Here is an 18,417-nt window from a genome sequence, read left to right on the forward strand (position 1 = left end):
ATGTCAGCCACCCCTGACAATTTAGCGTTGTGGAAGCATCCATACGGCCATTTCCTAAGATGGCAATCAGGAAAGACATCCAGGCGATCTTACGGCTGCAGTTTTTAGTCTCCGGCCTTTGTCCCTCTACGCCTGCCGGGTGGTCGGCGAAGGCACGCTATGCCTAGCACGGCGCAGGACATCCATAGTGCTCCGCTGGGCCCGACGGGTGCGGCCAGCAGGCCTGCTGCGGCCGGCAAGGTGACTTGGCCTGCGCGGTTGCCCAGCAGTCGGAGGGCGAGCGCCGCTCCTCTAGATGCAGGTGGAACAGCCTGGGTAATGAGGGTCATCGTAATCGGCTGCCCGAGGCCCAGGAAGAATCCGCAGAGAACCAGCAGACCACCGGCGGTCCAAGGAAGTTCGAACAGCCATGGCAGGAGGGCGAGAGTAGTTCCTGCGCCGGCAAGGCTTGCGATGACGAGCCCTGACCGGCTCCAACGGACGAGGAGAACGGGCAGGAGCAGGCGGGATGTGATGGACGCTGCTGCCCGCGTGGCCAGCAAAATGCCGACGACAACAGGGGAAACCCCTTTCTCCTCGCCCAACAGAGGGAGGAATGCAACCAGGATGTCCGTCGTCGCCAAAAGTGCCAGGCTTGCCACCATGTTGGTCTTCACGGTGGGATAGCGCAGCAGCGAGGTCACCGAGTCCCGACCGGGCCTCGGTGGCAGCTTCCCATCCTCCTTGTGTGGAGGTCTCCGTTTTACGCCAGTTCCGAATCCGAAGGGAACGGCGAGGGCGGCGATGGCGCCGGCAATGAGAAGACCGGTATTCGAGTCAGCCAGCCTCACTCCGGAAGCAACTCCTTCGGCGGCACCCATAGCGAGGCCCGCCAGCAGCGGCCCGGCCATCTGTCCCACGGAGAAGGAAGCCGTAAACCATCCAAAGGCGGCGTCCATACGGGCGAGGGGGACGAACCTGGCGATCGCGGATTGACCCGCGATCGTGAAACAGAGATGCCCCAGACCCAGCACCGCACTGGCTGCTGCAACAACAGGCAGTGATGGAGAAGCAGAAAGCAGGACGGGCCCGGCCGCCAGGAGTAACGTCCCCACGACGACGATCCCCCGGAGGGAACTCCGCCTGTCCGATACCCTGCCCAGCCATAGCGCGGCCGCTACCGGGACGAGCGCATAGGACGCCGACGTCAGGCCGACGATGAGCGAGTCCCCGCCCAAGGCCAGGACTTTGTAGGAAATCAACGGCCGGGCAAGGTTCAGCGCTATCTGGCAGAGGACAGCGGACGCGATCAGCATCCATAGCCATTTACGTGCCTGTGGCCGGTACTTACTCAAGGGTCCCCCGTCGTTTCACGCGACCATCATTTGAAGTCCGCGCTGTTATCTTTCGCTACCTCCAGCAGCGTTGCCTGGAAGGCTATTTCTGCCGCTGCCCGCACCCGGTCATGCCGATGCGCCAGGAGTACCCGGCGGGAAGGTGCGCTGGCACCCAGCGACACAATGCTGACGCCGGGATGCTTGTTCACCACAGCCGTTCGCGGCGCAAGTGCAATGCCGAGTCCCACGCTGACCATGGCCTGGGCCTCTTGGTAGTCATTGGCATGGAACGCAATCCGGGGCACGAATCCTGCCGCCTTCGCACTCCTGTGAAGCACTTCAACAACAGGGTGTTCCTCTTCCCGAACAATCCATTCCTCGTTGGCAAGATCCGCCATATCCACCTGTTTCCGGCGGGCGAGCTTGTGATTCTTGCCCACGATGAGGGCAGTGGCGTCTTCAAAGACGGTGGTGAGTGCGAAGTCTTCCGGGTTGATTCTGTTCCATTCGTAATCCCAGAGCAGAGACATACCCACCTGGCCGTTTTCGAGCATTTCGATCAGGTCATCAAACCGGCTGCTGCGGACATGCAACTCGATCGCCGGGTATTGCCCTTTGAACCTGCTGATGACGAGCGGCAGAAAGGAACCCCCGAGGGTAGGGAAGGTTCCCATGGTGAGGCTGCCGCGGTTGAGCCCTGCGATTTCAGCTAGATCAGCCTCCGCGGCGGCCATCTGGCGCAGGATTCTCCGGGTGTGCGCCGTGAGGACGTGCCCGGCATCGGTCGGCACCATTCCGCGCGCCTGCCGCTGCAGCAGCGGCTGGCCAACTTCCGCTTCCAGGCGCCGGAGTTGCTGGGAGACCCCTGACGGGGAATACACGTGTTTTTCCGCGGCTGCGGTTATTGAACCGAGCTCCACGACGTCCAGCAGCAGTTCGAGTCTTCTGACGTTCAGCACAGCACTCCTGACTTGAAGTAATAGTTCAGCCCCCAAAAGTATCCTATCCACCTCCTTCAGTCAGACGCTAAATTGCCCGGATTTGGCGGGCATTACCGGGCCCCCTAACCGAAATTACTTGGGGACAACCTCCACTGAGCGTCTTGCAAATGAAGCAAAAGTGCATACTCGTGCATTTTTTCGTGATTGTAATTCATACTGGGCTGGCATCACACTGAGGTAGGCCATAGCGCTGAAGGCCCGTATTCGGGGCTTTGAGAAAGGTGTAAAGCGATCATGTTCAGAATTCCGGCCACGTGGATGCGCGGGGGAACCAGCAAGTGCTGGGTCTTCGAATGGGACCATCTGCAGGTCCCCGGGAAGACGGTGGATGAAGTCCTGCTGCGGCTGTTCGGCAGTCCCGACCACCGACAGATAGACGGCGTTGGCGGCGGCACGTCCACGACGAGCAAGGCCGTTATCCTCGCCCGCTCCCTCAGCGAGGACGCCGACGTCGATTACACCTTCGCCCAAGTGGGCATCGACGAACAGCGGGTTGACTGGGGCAGCAACTGCGGCAACTGTTCCGCCGTCGTCGCACCGTACGCCATCGAGCGCGGTTGGGTGGATGCCGGGCAGGAAAGCACGGCGGTCAGGACCCTCAACACGAACACCAATCAGCTCATTCTGCAGAGGGTGGATACACCCCACGGTGCACTGGGAGACGCCGGAACCCAGATGATCCCGGGCGTTCCGTTCCCCGGCATGCCGGTGGGTATGGGCTTCTTTGACCCGGCCGGAAGGACCACCGGCGCGCTCTTCCCTTCGGGGGAACCAGCCGAAAAGCTGGGCTTCGACGGCCGGCAGGTGACTGTGACGCTCATCGATGCCGGCGCTCCCGTCGTCATCGTGGAAGCCGATGCAGTGGGCCTGACCGGACACGAGACCGCCGCCGAAATCGACACGCGGAAGGAACTGCTGGTGCACCTGGATGACCTGCGGCGTGACGCGGCCGTGCAGATGGGGATTGCCACCAGCCGAGCCGGCGCCGAGCGCGCCATCCCCAAGTTGGCACTGGTGGCCAGGCCAGAGCCCGGCGACAAGGCCGACATCGTCGTCAGGATGCTCTCCATGGGCCGGCTGCATCCCGCCCTCGCCATCACGGGCAGCGTGGCCTTGACGATGGCTGCCCAACACAAGGGGACCGTACTGGCCAACCTGATATCGAGCGACGTTTCTGCAGGGGTGACCATGCGGACGCCGGCAGGGCTCGTGCAGACGTGGTCGGAAATCAACGACGGCGTCACCGTGGTGGGCGCCCTCCGCAGTGCGCGCCGGATTGCCGACGCCGAACTCCTGCTTCCCGACACCTGGTAACCGCCACAATAAAAGCATGCCCCTCGGTGACACTGCGGTGCTCGCCCCAAGAGGCACAAAATTAAAGGATATTCTCAATGACGAGTCAGAAGTCAGCCTTGGAACCCCCCGGCATCATCCAAGATTCCGCACCCACCGAGCAGCCTGATCCGCCGCAGCACTCACGGCGCACGGTCTTGGCCGTTGTTGCATCTTTCGCCGCACTCGGCGTCGCCACCACTGTCCTGGGCGGGGGCCTCCTCAACCCGCCCTCCAGCACCGAAGACGGTAACTTCGGCGGTGAAACTCTGGAATTCCTCATTCCGCTGGCGTCCGGAGGCGGCACCGACACCTGGGCCCGCTTCATCGGCACTGAACTGACTAACTACGTTCCCGGCCGTCCGGGCTTTGCCCCCGTAAACGAACCTGGCGGCGAAGGCATCTCCGGCACCAACAAGTTTGCCCGCTCCGCCAAGATCGACGGTACTGAAATCCTGGTAGGGACAGCCTCCACGGTGGTGCCCTGGGTCCTCGGACGCTCGGCCGTGAAGTACTCATTCGAGGACCTTAAGCCCCTGGTGGTCAACGGCACGGGCGGCGTGATTTATGCCCGCACCGGAGCAGGCGTCAAGAACGTCAACGACCTCCGCAACAGGGACAGGCCCCTCGAGTTCGGTGGCATCAGCGCCACCGGCCTGGATATCACGACGTTGGTGGCCTTCGACCTGCTCGAGGCAGACGTGACGTCGACCTTCGGCTTTGAAGGCCGGGGCCCTGTCAATCTGGCCCTGCAACGCGGCGAGATCGACCTGGACTACCAAACCACCTCCGCCTACGGCTCCGCCGTCGAAGGCATCGCCAAGGAAGGCAAGGCAACAGTGCTGATGTCCTTCGGCCAGCTGAATGAATCCGGCGAGGTCGTCCGGGACCCCAACTTCCCCGACGTCCCCACCGTTCCCGAGGCCTACGAACAGCTGCACGGCAAAAAACCCACCGGCCAGAAGTTCGAGGCCTACAAGACCCTCCTCGGCTTGACCTATACCTACCAGAAAGGCCTCTGGGTACCGAAGGAAACGCCGGACAAGGCGGTCACCCTGCTGCGTGAATCCAGCGAAAAGCTCGGCACCGACCAAGATTTCCAGAACAAGGCCGCCAAAGTCCTCGGCGGCTACCCCCTCGTAGCGGATGCCGGCATGGCCGACCGCGTCAGGGAAGCGTACACCGTCAGCAGCTCCGTCAGGTCCTACGTCAAGGAACTGCTCGAGAGCAAATACGACATCCACGTTGAATAAGGACCATCATGCTTGATTCCGCTATGGCAGCGCTGGCGTCACTCGCTGACCCTTCCCTGCTCCTCATGCTCCTTATCGGCACCGTTGCCGGTCTGGTCATGGGCCTCATACCCGGCTTGGGCGGCACGGGCGCCGTTGCCATTCTCTTGCCGATCACCTTCGGCATGGAACCGCCACAGGCCCTAGCGCTCCTCATCGGCGCACTGGCAGTCGTCCACACCTCCGACACTGTCTCCGCAGTACTTCTTGGCGCCCCCGGTTCCGCATCGGCCAGCGTGACGATGCTCGACGGCTACTCAATGGCGAAGAAGGGCCAGGCGGCGAGAGCCCTGACGCTCGCGTTCCTTTCTTCCATGGCCGGCGGCATTATCGGCGCCATCGGCCTGACCCTGGCCATTCCACTGGCACGGCCCCTGGTGCTGTCCTTTGCCAGCCCGGAACTCTTCATGCTGACCGTCCTCGGTGTTGCCCTGGCCGCAGTCCTGTCCCGCGGCAACATCATCAAAGGTGTCTCCGCCGGGCTGCTGGGTCTTGTTCTGGGCATGGTGGGCACCTCGCCGACAACGGCCGAGGAACGCTTCACCTTCGGCAGCCTCTTTCTCGGTGACGGGCTCTCGCTCGTTGCCGTTGCCTTGGGCATCTTCGGCCTCGCCGAAATCGCCTCGCGAGCCAGCCAGCGGCGCGGCCAGAAGGAAAACATAAGCCTTGGCGGCGGCTGGGGCAGGGGTATCCGCGAATGGCTGTCCCACTGGACCCAGGTGATCCGCGGTGCACTCATTGGCATCTGGGCAGGCGTCCTGCCCGGCGTCGGCGCCACAGCCGGAACCTGGCTGGCGTACGGCCAGGCGGTGGCCACGGCGAAGGACAAGCGCCAGTTCGGCAAGGGAGACCCCCGCGGCATTGTTGGCCCGGAAAGCGCCAATAACTCCGTCGAAGCCGGCGACCTTATCCCCACGCTCCTGTTCGGCATCCCCGGCGGCGTCCCCTCGGCCATGCTCCTCGGCATGCTGCTGACGTACGGCATCCAGCCCGGCCCGTCCATCATCACCGAGCACCTGGACCTGATGTACCTCATCGTGTGGTCCTTCGCGATTGCTTCCATCCTCGGCGCCCTGTTCTGCTTCCTCAGCGTCAAGCAGCTCGCGAAACTCACCAAGGTCCCCTTCGCCGTCCTGGCCGCCGGTCTGGTGGCGATCATGCTCCTCGGGTCCTTCCAAGAGGGCGGCCAGCTCGGCGACCTCTGGGTGATGATTATCCTCGGCGTGTTCGGCTGGCTGCTGAAGTCAACCGGGTTCCCGCGGGCCCCGTTCCTCATCGGGTTCGTCCTGGCGATCCCGCTCGAGCGCTACTACTTCCTCACGGACAGCCTCTACAACGGCCTGGACTGGATGGCACGCCCGGGCGTGCTCGTGTTCCTCGCCATCCTGATCCTGCCCATCGTCTGGGCCTTCATCAAGTTCCTCCGCGCCCGCCGCCACTCTAACGTCGACGACGGTCACCGTGACGAACGGCCCGAGGACGACGAGAGCCAGCTCAAGAACTCGACCTGGTCCCTGACCGCAGCGGGCATTTTCGCCGCAGCCTTCTCCGCAGCCCTGATCTCCTCTGCGTCATTCTCGCCGGAGGCGCGGCTTGTGCCACAGCTGGTGAGCATCGGCGGCCTGATCTTCTCCGGCATCCTGCTCTTCACCGAAATTAGGACCTGGCTCAGGACCAGAACGGCACGGGTGGGCTGGACGCTCGATGCGGGGTTCGCGCTTAAAACCTTTGTATGGATGACAGGCTTCCTGGCTCTCACGGCTGCCTTCGGATACCTGGTCGCGGTAACGATCTTCATCCCCGCGTTCCTGCTGGTGGTGGCCAGGGCACGCCTGAAGACAACCGTGGTCTACACGCTGGTCCTGTACGTTGTGCTGCTGGCCCTGCCGTCCCTGCTGCCGATAGATCTGCCGCAGGGCTGGCTCAACACGCTCGTCTAAAAACACTGTCCCATCCCCGTCACTACTGGAGAGAAGCAAGAACATGACGGTTCTCGTTGCCTATTCCCCCGCCGCCGAAGGCAGGGAGGCCCTGACCACAGGGATCACGGAAGCACTGCTCAGAAAAACAGACCTGCTGATCGTGAACGTGGGGCGCGGCCACCACGACCTGGACCCTGCGGAAATGCAAGAGCTTGAGGCGCAGCTCCACGCGGCCGGCCTGACCCTGATGATTGAGTCCTCCGTCCTTTCCGATCCCGGTGACGCCGTGATTCAGATAGCGCAGGACCGGAACGTGGACATGATCGTCGTCGGACTCCGACACCGGTCCATGGTTGGCAAGCTCATTCTGGGCAGCACCGTCCAGCGCATTCTGCTCGACGCCACCTGCCCCGTCCTGGCGGTCCGCGCCGACAGGCTCTAGCGGCCGCCGGGTTATCAAAGCTGCCGGTCCTTCCGGCAGGCGGCGGCCACTCCCCGCACTCCATCGCAACAGGTAGCCCGAAGGACGGGCGCGGCGGAAGGTGCGCCGCAGAAGGAGGCAGGCTGACCTGATGGGTCACCTGCCTCCTTCACCATGTCCCTTACTCATCAGGTGCTGCTGCCTGAGAGGTGCCAGCGAAAGAGGGACACCGGTTTACCGTTCCTCACACCGCACCTGCAGTTCCCCTTCCTCGCTGATTCTGCGCCCATTCCATGGCCGGTACTCTTGAAGTAGCCCATCCCGCCCGGAAGGAGGAACACATGACCGCGACCCAGTCGGACCGCGGACCTCAGTTCCTGCGCCGCGCGGGCTTGCTCGCCGGGCTGCTGGCGATCATCGCCGGGATCGTCGGAATGCATGTCCTGACCGGGCCCCACACCATCCACATGGCAGGTTCCACCGCTGCGGTGCAGACCCACCACGTGGTCACGAACCAGATGGCGACGGAGAGCGCCGGCCATGGGGGCCACGACAGCCACCACAATCCACGCACGATCGCCGCCGGTGCGAGCACTGCCAATTTCCCTGCGCCGACGTCGGACACTTTCAGCTGCATAGGCGGGGATCCCTGTGCCGGCATGTCGGCCATGGGCGGGTCCTGCATCCCGTCCGGCAGCACCGGTTCCCTTGCCGCGCCGCCGCCGGCAACCGTCGCATTCGCCGCTGACAGCCAGGCACCCGAGGCGGCCGTCTCCGGCTACGCCTACCTTCCGGAAAGCCGGTCACCGGCCGACCTTTGCATCAGCAGGACGTAAAGCGAACCCTGCGCCGCCTGCCACAGGCCACAGACTGCAGCCGGCGCCGCGCACAGGCCACAGCGCACACGTTCCTATCCTGACGGGCCCCGCGCCCGTCCTCCCCTCGGTAATCCACTGGTCAAGACCCACAGGTCGCGAGTGGCCAGTCAAGAGGCACCAGCTGATTTCAAAGGACCAGTAATCCCATGAACAAGAACAAGAACTTTTCCATCCTTTCCGTTACCGCCGTCGCCGCAGCCATCGTCCTTGCCGGCTGCGCCAACGGGGGCGGCAGCACGTCGGGGTCAGGCGCAAGCCCCGCCGAGACGTCGGCTGCGGCCGCGTCGGCCGCTGCCACAACAGGTGCAGCCGCAGAGCACAACGCGGCAGACACGATGTTCGCGCAGATGATGATCCCCCATCATGCCCAGGCCGTGGAGATGAGCGACATGATCCTCAAAAAACAGGACATCCCCGCCGAGGTGACCGCGCTGGCGACGCAGATCAAGGCCGCGCAGGCGCCGGAAATCGAAAAAATGGCCGGCTGGCTCAAGAGCTGGAACGAATCAGCAACACCGTCCGCGGGCGCCCACTCTGGTCATGGGTCGGTCGGCATGAGCGGCATGATGAGCGCCGAGGACATGTCCAAGCTCGATGCTGCCCGGGGCACCGATGCAGCCAGGCTGTTCCTGACCCAGATGATCGCCCATCACGAGGGTGCCATCATGATGGCCAAGACCGAGGAAAGCGGCGGGAAGAATCCCGAAGCCATCGAGCTGAGCAAGACCATCATCAGGGCGCAGGAGAAGGAAATTCAGGAGATGAAGGACCTGCTGGCCAAGCTCTGACCCGGCCATTCAGCGCCGTCCCACCTCTTCTAATCCATCCACCGCTAAGACCGCCGGGCCCCGCTGCCCGTCGCTCACTCCAGGAGTTCCCCTTGCGTTTTCCCGCCCTACATCGCCTCAGCGCTGCCGCGGCAGCCGCCGCTCTTCTCCTTGCCCTCTCGGCCTGTGCATCCTCGCCTGCCCCCTCCGGAACAACCGAGTCGGGAACAGCCACGTCGGCAGCAACCGGGTCCGGAGCAGCAGGGACGCACGGCTCCGGAGCCAGCGCGGGCAGCCTGCCCAGCGCACACGTCCACGGCCTGGCCGTTGACGCCACAACGGGCCGCGTGCTCCTGGCCACACACGAGGGACTGTTCGACATGTCCACCAGGCCCGCCACGAAAATCGGCCCGACCAATGACCTGATGGGCTTCACGGCCGCCCCCGGCACCGGCGTGTTCTACGCCTCCGGCCACCCGGGCAAAGACTCGACAATGTCTAACCCGATGGGCCTGATCAGAAGCAGCGACGGCGGCAAAACCTGGGCGGAGATCTCCCGCCAGGGCGAGTCTGATTTCCATGCCCTGACCGTCACCAAGTCCGGCATTGTCGCCTTCGACGGGCAACTGTGGGTAAGTCCGGACGAAAAAACATGGACGACGGCGGCTGCCGGATTTGCGCCGGCGGTACTGGCCGGCAACCCGGGCACCAACACTGTCCTTGCGACCCTGCCGGAAGGTCTCCAACGTTCCACTGACGGCGGACGCACCTGGAAAGCGGTTCCGTCTTCCCCGGTAATTCAGTTCGCAACCTTTGCCAGCGATAAGGAAGCAGTCGGCGTCGAACCCAACGGCACGGTCCACTACTCCTCCGATAGCGGAATCACCTGGACATCGAAGGGCAAAATCACTGCGGACGTCCAGGCAGTGGCAGCAGCAAAAGACTCAGCCGGGAAGCTGCAGGTCTGGGCTGCAACGGCCGATGAGCTGATCGTGTCCAGCGACGGCGGCGCGACGTTCCACCCTGCGGCGGCGGACTAGGGCATGCTGGTCAAGGAAGTTCATCGGCCTGTGAACTTCACCCAGGGAGTCCCTACTGGGGCAAGAGCACGGGACGTGAACGAATACCAACGCGGTCATTACGCCCAGCGAGGCAGGACCGCGTCACATGTCAGGCAGTTGGCAAAGAGACTCAGTCTCTGATAGTAATCGGGCTTACTATCATTCACAGTCCGCCCACGGCTGAGGGCAGCATAGGAGAACAATGAAGATCCCTGAACCGCGCGGATGCGTCAGCGCCAGGCTACTCGACGTCCTCTCCGGAAAACCCGACGTTGGCCGTGCGGCACTGGCGGACCTGCACGAGCTGGTAACAGCGCAACTGCGCGCCGCCGACGGGGACATCATCGAGGACGAAGACCTCCAGCTGACCCTGTTCTGCCTGTATGAGCTTCACTACGGGGGCCTGGACCATGTGGATGACCGCTGGGAATGGAACCCCGGACTGCTCGGGATCCGCCAACTGCTCGAGGCCCCGTTTGAAGAGTCCCTCCGGGCGGCAGCACAGAGGTGCGCCCCGCAGACCAGCTTGCCCCCGGCGGTAACGCTGAGCAGCGACGACGTGGCGGCCATCCTGTTCGAGCTCGCCGCCCAGGATAACGGGCCCAGCATGTCCCGCCACGTCGCCAAGAGGGCGACCCTTGAACAACTCCGTGAGTTCCTCATCCACAAGTCCATCTATCAGCTCAAGGAGGCCGACCCGCACACGTGGGCGATACCCCGGCTGACTGGGCGGGCCAAGGCAGCGCTGGTGGAGATTCAGGCGGACGAATACGGCGGCGGCCGCCCGGACCGGATGCACAGCACACTGTTTGCCCGGTCAATGAGGGGGCTGGGGCTCATGGACCACTTCGGCGCGTATGTGGATTCCGTCCCGGCAATCTCCCTGGCCGCTGTGAACATGATGTCCCTGTTCGGACTGAACCGCCAGCTCCGTGGCGCCATCGCCGGACATCTGGCGATCTATGAAATGACATCCTCAAGGCCCAACCAGCTCTACGGCCAGGGATTTCGGCGCCACGGATTTGGGGCAGAGGTGACCGGCTACTTCGACGAGCACGTGGAAGCGGACGCGGTCCACGAGCAGATCGCGGGACGTGATCTCGCCGGCGGCCTTGTGGAGGCGGAACCGGGTCTCCTCGGGGACGTCATTTTCGGTGCCACGGCTGTCCTCGCCATCGACGGGCGGCTGGCCTCACTGATCATGGAGGCCTGGGACAACGGCAGGTCCTCCTTGCGGGCAACTGTCCCGGCCGGCCTGTGACCGTTCCAGAACCTCTGCAGGCGGAGTACATCCTCCCGCTGCGCTGGACGGAGGATTCGGGACTGGACGAGCTGGTGCCCTATTTGGAGCAATTGTGCTCGTGGATCCGGGTGACCGTTGTTGACGGATCAGCGCCGGATCTCTTTGACTGCCACCGGGCGCGCTTTCCGGGCTCCGTCAACCACATCCGGCCGGAGCCGGGCGCAGGAGGCAACGGCAAAGTATCCGCCGTGATGACTGCGGTGCGCCTCAGCTGCGCGGATAGGCTTGTGATCGCCGACGACGACGTTCGCTTCACTCGCGAGGGGCTCGATTCCGTCATCGCGGCCTTGAATCATGCCCATGTGGTGCGGCCGCAGAATTTTTTCAGCCCGCTGCCGTGGCACGCGTGCTGGGACACCGCCCGTACGTTGATCAACCGGGCCCTCGCCGATGACTTTCCTGGGACGCTGGCCGTCCGGCGTGACGCACTGGTCGCTACCGGCGGATACGACGGAGTACTCTTCGAGAACCTTGAGCTCATCCGGACCGTCACAGCGGCCGGCGGATCGGAAAAGCGGCTGCCTGCACTTTTCATTGCGCGCCGGCCTCCAACGTCCCGGCACTTCCTCAGGCAGCGGATCCGGCAGGCCTACGACAGTTTCGCCCAGCCCGGCCGCCTCTGTGCGGAGCTGGCCCTGGCGCCCCTGCTGACCGGCGTGCTTGTCCGGGCACCGCGGCTGACCATCCCCGCCGTCCTGGGATCCGCCGTCGCTGCCGTGGCTCTGGCGGAAGTCGGGCGCAGACGCAACCACGGTCGGCGCGTCTTTCCCGCGCGGACCATACTCTTTGCCCCTCTGTGGCTAGCCGAACGCGCTCTCTGCAGCTGGGCCGCATTGGTGCTGCGGGTGGGAGGAGGCGTTCCCTACGCCGGGGCCCGGCTCAAGACAGCCGCGCATTCCCCCGCCGAATTGCGAAACAGGCACGGCGGCAAGATCGGCACCGCACCCACTCCCCACCCTTCATTCCCTGCCCAACCAGATCGGTAGTTCTCCATGAATCAGGACCAGCAGCAGAACCCCGGCAACGGCTCAATCGTGATTTGTCCCGACGGCCCGATCCTGGTCCGCGGTGACTTCGATATTGTCACCCCATCAGGAGCACCAGTCCCGCGGCAAAGGCGAACGGTAGCCCTGTGCCGCTGCGGGGCCTCCGCGATAAAGCCCTATTGTGACGGCACACACAAGCTCATCAAGTTTCGCACCGAGTACCCAGCCGCTCAGGAGGATTCAGATCAATGACCGGGTGATCGCCGGGCGAAACCATGAACTGACCCCGGATTGAAGTCGAACGACGTTCGGATCTCGCCGGTGGCTGAAACGCATGGCTGCAATCAACGACTTCGTCGACTCCGCACATGAGCCCGTGCCCGGGCTTCCTCCTACCTCGTATCATCAGGCCATGGCTGCCCCAGGTATCTGGTCGCTGCCTGCGGATGTGGCACCAAGCTCGCGCCATGTCGGCTCCATCTACCTGTTCATCATGGGCAAGATCGAACGCTGAAGGTCAAAGAGCCTGAAGAAACCGCAGCCTAAATAACCAGCAACGAGGGCCACACCCCCAGCTTCCCTGGCTGGTGCGGCCCTCATTTCTGCTTAATGCAACCGTTGGAGTTACAGCTCCACGGTGCCGCTTTCGCCGACCCTCATGCGGCTGTGGCTGACCTTGGACTTCACCCACTGCAGCACGGTGGCCGCGGTGCCGCCGGGGCTCGTCCAGTATTCGGCGGAGTCGGAGTCCACATGCAGCAGGACCACCTCGGGGGTGTCCGGCCCGTCCGGGAACCATGCCTCGACGGCCTGGTTCCACAGTTCACGGATCTTCGCCCGGTCCCGGACCACTTCAGCAGTTCCGGCGACCGAAACCCATTCGGTGCCCTTGCCGAAGGAGACATTGACGCGCGGGTCGGCGCCGACGTGGGCCACCTGGGAGGTGCCCTCCCCCGTGAAGAACCACATGTCGCCGTCGTCCTTCACGTCCTGGACGGCCAGCGGCCGGCTCACCAGCGCGCCTTTTTCATTGATGGTGGTGAACATTCCGATGTGGGAATCATTGATGATGTCCGTGACCTTGCTGATGCCTGCGGTTTCCGTCATGCTGCCACCTCTTCTGTTCAGAGCCTTTTCGGCGTTCGCTGCGGGACTTTCCCTGCACCCACCCTATTAGTAAGCGTACTTACTTTCCACCCTCCGGCGGATTCCGCGGGGCAGTTCCGGCGCGTATATAACCAGCCTAGGGCGGGTTAGCCGGCGGCGGCCTCGGCCGCTACCAGCGCCCGGCCACCGGGCCTTCCGGCTGCTTCGGGCGCGGCGGCAGCCGCTGCCGCAATGCGGGCCGCAGTTGCCTGGCCCATTCGCACTGCACCGTCGACGTGCTGGTATCCCTCGGCGGCGAGGTCGGAGGAGCACCAGTAGACGGGGCCCACGGGGGTGTGCTGGTCTTTGCCGTAGCGGTGCAGTCCGCCGAGGTCGTAGCTGGAGGCGTAGGCGCCGCGGGTCCATTCCTCGGAGCCCCAGTCGGATTCGTAGTAGACCTCGGGCATGAGGGCCTTGTCCCCCAGGAACCCGGCGATGGATTCCAGGATCGCCTGCCTGCGCGCCGCCGGGTCCAGGCCGAAGACGGCGTCGGCCTTCTCGTCCGAGACGAAGCCGACGAGGGCGCCCCGCGCGTCCCCGTAATTGGTGTTGTCGTAGACCTCCTGGACGAGGGAGCCGGCACTGAATCCGGTTCCGGAGAGGCCCTCCTGGCGCCAGAACGGCGTGCTGTAGACCGCGTGGACCTTGATGACCAGGCCGAGTGACTGGTGCTGGTGCATCTGATGCTGGCGGCGCGGCAGCGGCGGGTTGAAGGAAACGCGCGAGTACAGGTTTGGCGGTACAGCCATGATGACAAAGCGTGCGTTGACCGTGGCGCTGTCGGCCACTACGGTCGCGCGGTGACCGTTGCCGCCGTCGGCCTCCCAGTGAATGGTGCGCACCGGGCTGTTAAGGACGACGTCGTCTCCCAGTTCCGCTGCCTGCAGCAGCGAGACCTGCTGCAGGCCGCCGACAACCCGCTTGTCGAGGATGAAGTCCTCGTCCGTCAGGTGGGTGAAGGAGCCGGCGGACGCGGCCATGAGCACTGCCTGCAGGGCGGAGAAGGCATGGGCGGGCTTGGTCAGCATTCCGCCCGCGATGAAAAGGCCGATGTTATTGCAGGCTTCCTCGTCGCTGGAGTGCAGACGGAGCCAGTGGTGGAAGGAAATGATATCCAGCTCCCGGGCCTTTGGGTGGGACCACGGTTCGGTGGGACCGATTTCTGCGGCCAGGGCGTCAAGCAGCGCGGTGAGCCTGTCCATCTCGGCGGCCGTGGCTGCGCTGACGGGGAAGGAGTCGCCCGAGTAGCGGACTCTCCTGCCGTCGCTGCCGATGTAAACGGAATCGCCCTCGCGGTAGCGGGAGTAGGTTTTCAGGCCGAGTTCGTCAAGGAGAGCGAGCAGGGCTGTCTGGTCCGGCGAAACCCACTGGCCGCCGATTTCGAGCATGGCGCCGTCGACAGTGTCGGTCCAGGTGCGGCCGCCCACGCGGTCGCGGGCTTCCAGCACGGCCACGGTGAGGCCGGCTTTCTTCAGTTCGCGGGCAGCCGTGAGGCCGGAGGGGCCGGCCCCGACGATCACAACGTCGCGGTCAAGATTCAGCATGATGTCCTTTCTCTGTGGCGGCGCGAGCGATGCGAACCACTAAATGAATGTTATTCATTTATGAGAACTATAGCCGTTCCGCTCCAGCACGGGAAGGGCGGATGGAATACTGAGGGAAACACCGCGCATCGAAAGGTCAGGAATGCCGGCATCACCCGCCCAGGGAACCACCAAAACCGAAGACGTGGTGGCCGCCGGCGTGCAGCCGGAGCCCCGCCCTTCGGATCGGCCGGCGGCCCGCGCTGCCGAGCGGCGCCGGGCTGGCCGACCCATAGGCGGAGTGCTGGACAAGGCACGCATTACCGGCGCTGCACTGGGGCTTGTTGAAAAAATGGGCTACGAAGGCCTCACCATGGCCGCGCTTGCCAGGGCGCTGAATGTTGCGCCGTCCGCGCTGTACAACCATGTGAAGTCCAAGCACGATGTGCTGCTTCTGGTGGAGGACCACCTCGCCGCGCTCGTGGATGTGTCGGCGTTTGGCACCGAATCATGGGAAGACTCGGTACGTCAATGGGCATGGAGCTACCGGGATGTTTTTTCCCGGCATACCCCCCTGATCCCGGTCATCGCCGTGCTGCCCGTGACCGATGCCCCCCAGACGCTGGCCATGTACGAGACGGTAAGCGCGGCGTTCCGCGACGCCGGCTTTCCTGAGGAGCGGATCGTTTCTTCCATCGTGGCACTGGAGTCATTCATCTTCGGCTCCGCCTACGACGTGACCGCGCCGGCAGACATCTTCGATCCCGGATCCATGGCTGATGCGACCCCCAGCTTTACCGGTGCCGTCCGCAGCCTGGCCGGGCAGGGCCACGAGAAGCCCGCCGATGTCGCCTTCACCCTGGGGCTTGAAGCGCTGATTGCAGGGCTTGGGGCGCTGCGGGAGTAGGTTTTATACATTCGACGGCGTCGTGCGCACCAGCACGGCGATGTCGCTGGTGGAGGTTATGCCTGCCAGAACCGTGCCCCTGCTACAGGCGGCGGCGGGGCGGGAGGGGCGGGCGAAAGCTGGGCCGGCGGCCGGAGCGCGGCCGGCGAAGGCTGAAAGTCCCGGGTTTGCCGGGTCCGGCGTTCAGGGGGAATGCAACCGGACCCAGCGATCCCGATGCCGAAGACGGGTGCAGCGCTTCAGCTGTGGAACCCCTACAGGATGGCGCATGGTTGTTGGAGATTCCGGGGCCAACCTCGGAACTAACAGGCCGTTCTCCCCCTCATGCTGGGGGTATTGGGGCCCTTTCCGGCCGCGTCCCAGGTTTTCCCCAAGGTACTGGTTCCGGGCTGGTTGTCCGGACCAACCACCGATGTTGCGGTCTCAGTCCCCGTACCACCTGAGCACGCGCAGCGCCCTGAGGGTGTTCCACCGGCTCGGGGTTCCGTCGCCGTCCTCCATGGCGAAGTGGATCCGTCCGGGGTGCGTGTTCTCCAGCAGCCACGTGCCGTCCGGCTGCTGCTTGGAGCGGACGAGTTCAACCGCTTCGTTCAGGCGCCCATCCGGCCTGCCGCCGACAGCCCGGAAGTACTCCAAGCCGCGGAGCACGTCATAGAACCAGCGCGTGGGGTAGGAGAACTTGAGCCAGTCCTCGTCAACCACGGCACCGGTGGATTTCCGCCTGAAGAGCATGCGCTCGAGCAGGTACTCCTCGCCGCGCTTCCTTCCCCCGGCAAGTGCCGGCGACCCGCCTGTGGCCCGCTCATATGCCAGCAGGCCTTCCAGCACGCTGATCGTACTGTGGAAGGAGGACCGGGTTGAGCCGTTTTCAGCCTCGCAGTTCCAACCGCCGTCGTCGAGCTGGTCACCGAGTAACCGCTCCACCACGCCTTCAACGTTTTCGCCGAAACAGGCTCCGAGGGCGACGGTCATGCCGTTGATGCAGGGTTCCACTTCACCCTCGAAGAACGGCTGGCCGCCTTCCTCCCACCGGCTGTTCTCCCGCACCAGGGAAACGGCCCGCCGGGCTTCCGCACTGCCCGGTTCGAGGCCGAACTCACGCAGCAGCAGCAAGCTGTAGGTCGTGGCCGTCCAGGGTTGTCCTGGCGCTGTTTCGTCCCACGAGGCCGGGTAGTACGTGCCGCCGTCCCACTGCCCGTCGGGGCCCTGCAGCGAGAGCAGCCGGGCGCCCCAGCCGTGGCTGGCCACACGGCCGCGTTCAGCACGCACATCCTCCGGCGGTGCGTCCGCCAGGTCCCGCATCACCTGCCAGCGGATCGAGGGGTCAGAGTCGAGCAGCCAGCCAAGGACCTCCATCCCCTCAAAGTACACTGCATGTCCCGGTACCGCGCCCCAGACGGAAAGAACGACGGCGGGCCCTCTCCCTCCGGAGCCGGCCCGCCGCCCTGCCATTCTGTTCCTACAGGATACGTTTCTTAAAGCGTTGCGGTGTCAATGACGAAGCGGTACCGCACATCCGACGCCAGGACACGCTCGTACGCCTCGTTGATCTTCTCCGCCGGGATGACCTCGATCTCCGCGCCGATGCCCTGCTCGCCGCAAAAATCGAGCATTTCCTGGGTTTCGCGTACGCCGCCAATCATGGAGCCGGCAAAGGACCTGCGTCCCGTGATGAGCGCGAACGCGTTCACGGGAAGCGGTTCGGCCGGGGCACCCACATTGACCAGGGCTCCGTCGAGGGTCAGCAGCTGCAGGTAGGAGCTGATATCGATCGAGGCGCTGACCGTGTTGATGATCAGATCAAAGGTCCCGGCGAGCGTCTCGAAAGTACCGGCGTCGGACGTGGCGTAGTAGTGGTCCGCGCCTAAACGCAGCCCGTCCTCCTGCTTCTTTAGCGACTGGGACAGCACGGTGACCTCGGCGCCCATGGCGGATGCGAGCTTGACGGCCATGTGTCCCAGCCCGCCGAGGCCGACGACGGCGACCTTCTTACCGGGGCCGGCGCCCCAACGGCGCAGCGGCGAAAAGGTGGTGATGCCGGCACACAGCAGCGGCGCGGCGACGTCCAGCTCGATGCCTTCGGGGATGCTGACCACGAAGTCCTCGGTCACCACAACGTGAGTGGAGTAGCCGCCTTGGGTGATAGTCCCGTCCCGGTCGACGGCGCCGTACGTGCCGATCATCCCTTTGAGGCAGTACTGCTCTTCGCCGGCCTGGCAGTTGGCGCACTCTTTGCAGGAGTTGACCATGCAGCCGACGCCGACCCGGTCGCCGATCTTGTGCCTGGTGACCTGCGAGCCAATCCCGGCGACGATGCCGGCGATCTCATGGCCGGGGACCAGCGGATACTGTTGGGGGCCCCAGTCGCCGCGGACCGTGTGGATGTCGGAGTGGCAAATGCCGGCGAACCTGATCTCGATCAGGACATCGTACGGGCCCACGGTCCGGCGTTCGATGGTGGTGGGGATCAAGTCCTCAGTGGCGGACGGGGATGCGTAAGCCTTGACAGTAGTCATGGTTCTCCTGTGCTCTTCGAAAGGGGTTGATTCCATCAAACCGGCA

General features: G+C 64.3%; 18 protein-coding genes. 12 read left to right on the plus strand and 6 right to left on the minus strand.

What is annotated here, in order from left to right; all coding sequences use genetic code 11:
- Nucleotides 1–104 precede the first annotated feature (104 nt).
- Nucleotides 105–1,295: an MFS transporter gene (locus M1E01_RS18455; protein WP_457972962.1), complete on the minus strand. Its 1,191-nt coding sequence runs from the start codon at nt 1,293–1,295 to the stop codon at nt 105–107.
- A 65-nt stretch (nt 1,296–1,360) separates the two neighbouring features.
- Nucleotides 1,361–2,275: a LysR substrate-binding domain-containing protein gene (locus M1E01_RS18460; RefSeq protein ID WP_457972963.1), complete on the minus strand. Its 915-nt coding sequence runs from the start codon at nt 2,273–2,275 to the stop codon at nt 1,361–1,363.
- A 276-nt stretch (nt 2,276–2,551) separates the two neighbouring features.
- On the opposite strand from M1E01_RS18460, the gene M1E01_RS18465 reads away from it, so the two are divergent.
- The 11 genes from M1E01_RS18465 (at nt 2,552) to M1E01_RS18515 (ending at nt 12,793) form a co-directional block, all read left to right on the plus strand.
- Complete coding sequence (locus M1E01_RS18465; protein ID WP_457972964.1) at nt 2,552–3,631, plus strand: PrpF domain-containing protein; 1,080 nt, start codon at nt 2,552–2,554, stop codon at nt 3,629–3,631.
- Nucleotides 3,632–3,708: 77 nt separating this feature from the next.
- Nucleotides 3,709–4,902: a Bug family tripartite tricarboxylate transporter substrate binding protein gene (locus tag M1E01_RS18470; RefSeq protein WP_457972965.1), complete on the plus strand. Its 1,194-nt coding sequence runs from the start codon at nt 3,709–3,711 to the stop codon at nt 4,900–4,902.
- Nucleotides 4,903–4,910: 8 nt separating this feature from the next.
- Entirely contained in the window at nt 4,911–6,881 is a 1,971-nt protein-coding gene (locus M1E01_RS18475; protein ID WP_309108962.1) for a tripartite tricarboxylate transporter permease, read from the plus strand.
- Nucleotides 6,882–6,924: 43 nt separating this feature from the next.
- Entirely contained in the window at nt 6,925–7,305 is a 381-nt protein-coding gene (locus tag M1E01_RS18480) for a universal stress protein (RefSeq protein ID WP_457972966.1), read from the plus strand.
- Nucleotides 7,306–7,625: 320 nt separating this feature from the next.
- On the plus strand, nt 7,626–8,120 hold the full coding sequence (locus tag M1E01_RS18485) for a hypothetical protein (protein ID WP_457972967.1): 495 nt from the start codon (nt 7,626–7,628) through the stop codon (nt 8,118–8,120).
- A 188-nt stretch (nt 8,121–8,308) separates the two neighbouring features.
- Nucleotides 8,309–8,950 (plus strand): DUF305 domain-containing protein, encoded by a 642-nt coding sequence (locus tag M1E01_RS18490; RefSeq protein ID WP_457972968.1) that lies wholly within the window; start codon nt 8,309–8,311, stop codon nt 8,948–8,950.
- Nucleotides 8,951–9,042: 92 nt separating this feature from the next.
- Nucleotides 9,043–9,969: a F510_1955 family glycosylhydrolase gene (locus M1E01_RS18495; protein ID WP_457972969.1), complete on the plus strand. Its 927-nt coding sequence runs from the start codon at nt 9,043–9,045 to the stop codon at nt 9,967–9,969.
- A gap of 223 nt (nt 9,970–10,192) precedes the next feature.
- On the plus strand, nt 10,193–11,251 hold the full coding sequence (locus M1E01_RS18500; protein ID WP_457972970.1) for an iron-containing redox enzyme family protein: 1,059 nt from the start codon (nt 10,193–10,195) through the stop codon (nt 11,249–11,251).
- Nucleotides 11,248–12,279 (plus strand): glycosyltransferase, encoded by a 1,032-nt coding sequence (locus M1E01_RS18505; protein WP_457972971.1) that lies wholly within the window; start codon nt 11,248–11,250, stop codon nt 12,277–12,279. Before M1E01_RS18500 ends, M1E01_RS18505 begins: the two co-directional genes overlap by 4 nt.
- A 6-nt stretch (nt 12,280–12,285) precedes the next feature.
- Nucleotides 12,286–12,531, plus strand: coding sequence for a CDGSH iron-sulfur domain-containing protein (locus tag M1E01_RS18510; protein WP_457972972.1), 246 nt, complete (start codon nt 12,286–12,288; stop codon nt 12,529–12,531).
- A gap of 82 nt (nt 12,532–12,613) precedes the next feature.
- Nucleotides 12,614–12,793, plus strand: coding sequence for a hypothetical protein (locus M1E01_RS18515; protein WP_457972973.1), 180 nt, complete (start codon nt 12,614–12,616; stop codon nt 12,791–12,793).
- 110 nt (nt 12,794–12,903) lie between these two features.
- Here the strand turns inward: M1E01_RS18515 and M1E01_RS18520 are convergent, their stop codons facing one another.
- Both M1E01_RS18520 and M1E01_RS18525 read right to left on the minus strand, forming a co-directional pair.
- Nucleotides 12,904–13,386: a pyridoxamine 5'-phosphate oxidase family protein gene (locus M1E01_RS18520; protein ID WP_457972974.1), complete on the minus strand. Its 483-nt coding sequence runs from the start codon at nt 13,384–13,386 to the stop codon at nt 12,904–12,906.
- 146 nt (nt 13,387–13,532) lie between these two features.
- Nucleotides 13,533–14,969, minus strand: a complete 1,437-nt coding sequence (locus M1E01_RS18525) for a flavin monoamine oxidase family protein (RefSeq protein WP_457972975.1) — start codon at nt 14,967–14,969, stop codon at nt 13,533–13,535.
- A gap of 142 nt (nt 14,970–15,111) precedes the next feature.
- Between M1E01_RS18525 and M1E01_RS18530 the strand changes: the two genes are divergently transcribed.
- Entirely contained in the window at nt 15,112–15,855 is a 744-nt protein-coding gene (locus tag M1E01_RS18530) for a TetR/AcrR family transcriptional regulator (RefSeq protein ID WP_457972976.1), read from the plus strand.
- 423 nt (nt 15,856–16,278) lie between these two features.
- Here the strand turns inward: M1E01_RS18530 and M1E01_RS18535 are convergent, their stop codons facing one another.
- Both M1E01_RS18535 and M1E01_RS18540 read right to left on the minus strand, forming a co-directional pair.
- Nucleotides 16,279–17,211, minus strand: coding sequence for a hypothetical protein (locus tag M1E01_RS18535; RefSeq protein ID WP_457972977.1), 933 nt, complete (start codon nt 17,209–17,211; stop codon nt 16,279–16,281).
- 119 nt (nt 17,212–17,330) lie between these two features.
- Nucleotides 17,331–18,371 (minus strand): NAD(P)-dependent alcohol dehydrogenase, encoded by a 1,041-nt coding sequence (locus M1E01_RS18540; protein WP_457972978.1) that lies wholly within the window; start codon nt 18,369–18,371, stop codon nt 17,331–17,333.
- Nucleotides 18,372–18,417: the final 46 nt, after the last annotated feature.

The organism is Arthrobacter sp. D1-17, from assembly GCF_054130535.1.

Coding starts and splice junctions, on each gene's coding strand:
- M1E01_RS18455 (WP_457972962.1), bottom strand. CDS start 1,295: ATGCTGATCGCGTCCGCTGTCCTCTGCCAGATAGCGCTGAACCTTGCC.
- M1E01_RS18465 (WP_457972964.1), top strand. CDS start 2,552: ATGTTCAGAATTCCGGCCACGTGGATGCGCGGGGGAACCAGCAAGTGC.
- M1E01_RS18470 (WP_457972965.1), top strand. CDS start 3,709: ATGACGAGTCAGAAGTCAGCCTTGGAACCCCCCGGCATCATCCAAGAT.
- M1E01_RS18475 (WP_309108962.1), top strand. CDS start 4,911: ATGCTTGATTCCGCTATGGCAGCGCTGGCGTCACTCGCTGACCCTTCC.
- M1E01_RS18480 (WP_457972966.1), top strand. CDS start 6,925: ATGACGGTTCTCGTTGCCTATTCCCCCGCCGCCGAAGGCAGGGAGGCC.
- M1E01_RS18485 (WP_457972967.1), top strand. CDS start 7,626: ATGACCGCGACCCAGTCGGACCGCGGACCTCAGTTCCTGCGCCGCGCG.
- M1E01_RS18490 (WP_457972968.1), top strand. CDS start 8,309: ATGAACAAGAACAAGAACTTTTCCATCCTTTCCGTTACCGCCGTCGCC.
- M1E01_RS18500 (WP_457972970.1), top strand. CDS start 10,193: ATGAAGATCCCTGAACCGCGCGGATGCGTCAGCGCCAGGCTACTCGAC.
- M1E01_RS18510 (WP_457972972.1), top strand. CDS start 12,286: ATGAATCAGGACCAGCAGCAGAACCCCGGCAACGGCTCAATCGTGATT.
- M1E01_RS18515 (WP_457972973.1), top strand. CDS start 12,614: ATGGCTGCAATCAACGACTTCGTCGACTCCGCACATGAGCCCGTGCCC.
- M1E01_RS18520 (WP_457972974.1), bottom strand. CDS start 13,386: ATGACGGAAACCGCAGGCATCAGCAAGGTCACGGACATCATCAATGAT.
- M1E01_RS18525 (WP_457972975.1), bottom strand. CDS start 14,969: ATGCTGAATCTTGACCGCGACGTTGTGATCGTCGGGGCCGGCCCCTCC.
- M1E01_RS18530 (WP_457972976.1), top strand. CDS start 15,112: ATGCCGGCATCACCCGCCCAGGGAACCACCAAAACCGAAGACGTGGTG.
- M1E01_RS18535 (WP_457972977.1), bottom strand. CDS start 17,211: ATGGAGGTCCTTGGCTGGCTGCTCGACTCTGACCCCTCGATCCGCTGG.
- M1E01_RS18540 (WP_457972978.1), bottom strand. CDS start 18,371: ATGACTACTGTCAAGGCTTACGCATCCCCGTCCGCCACTGAGGACTTG.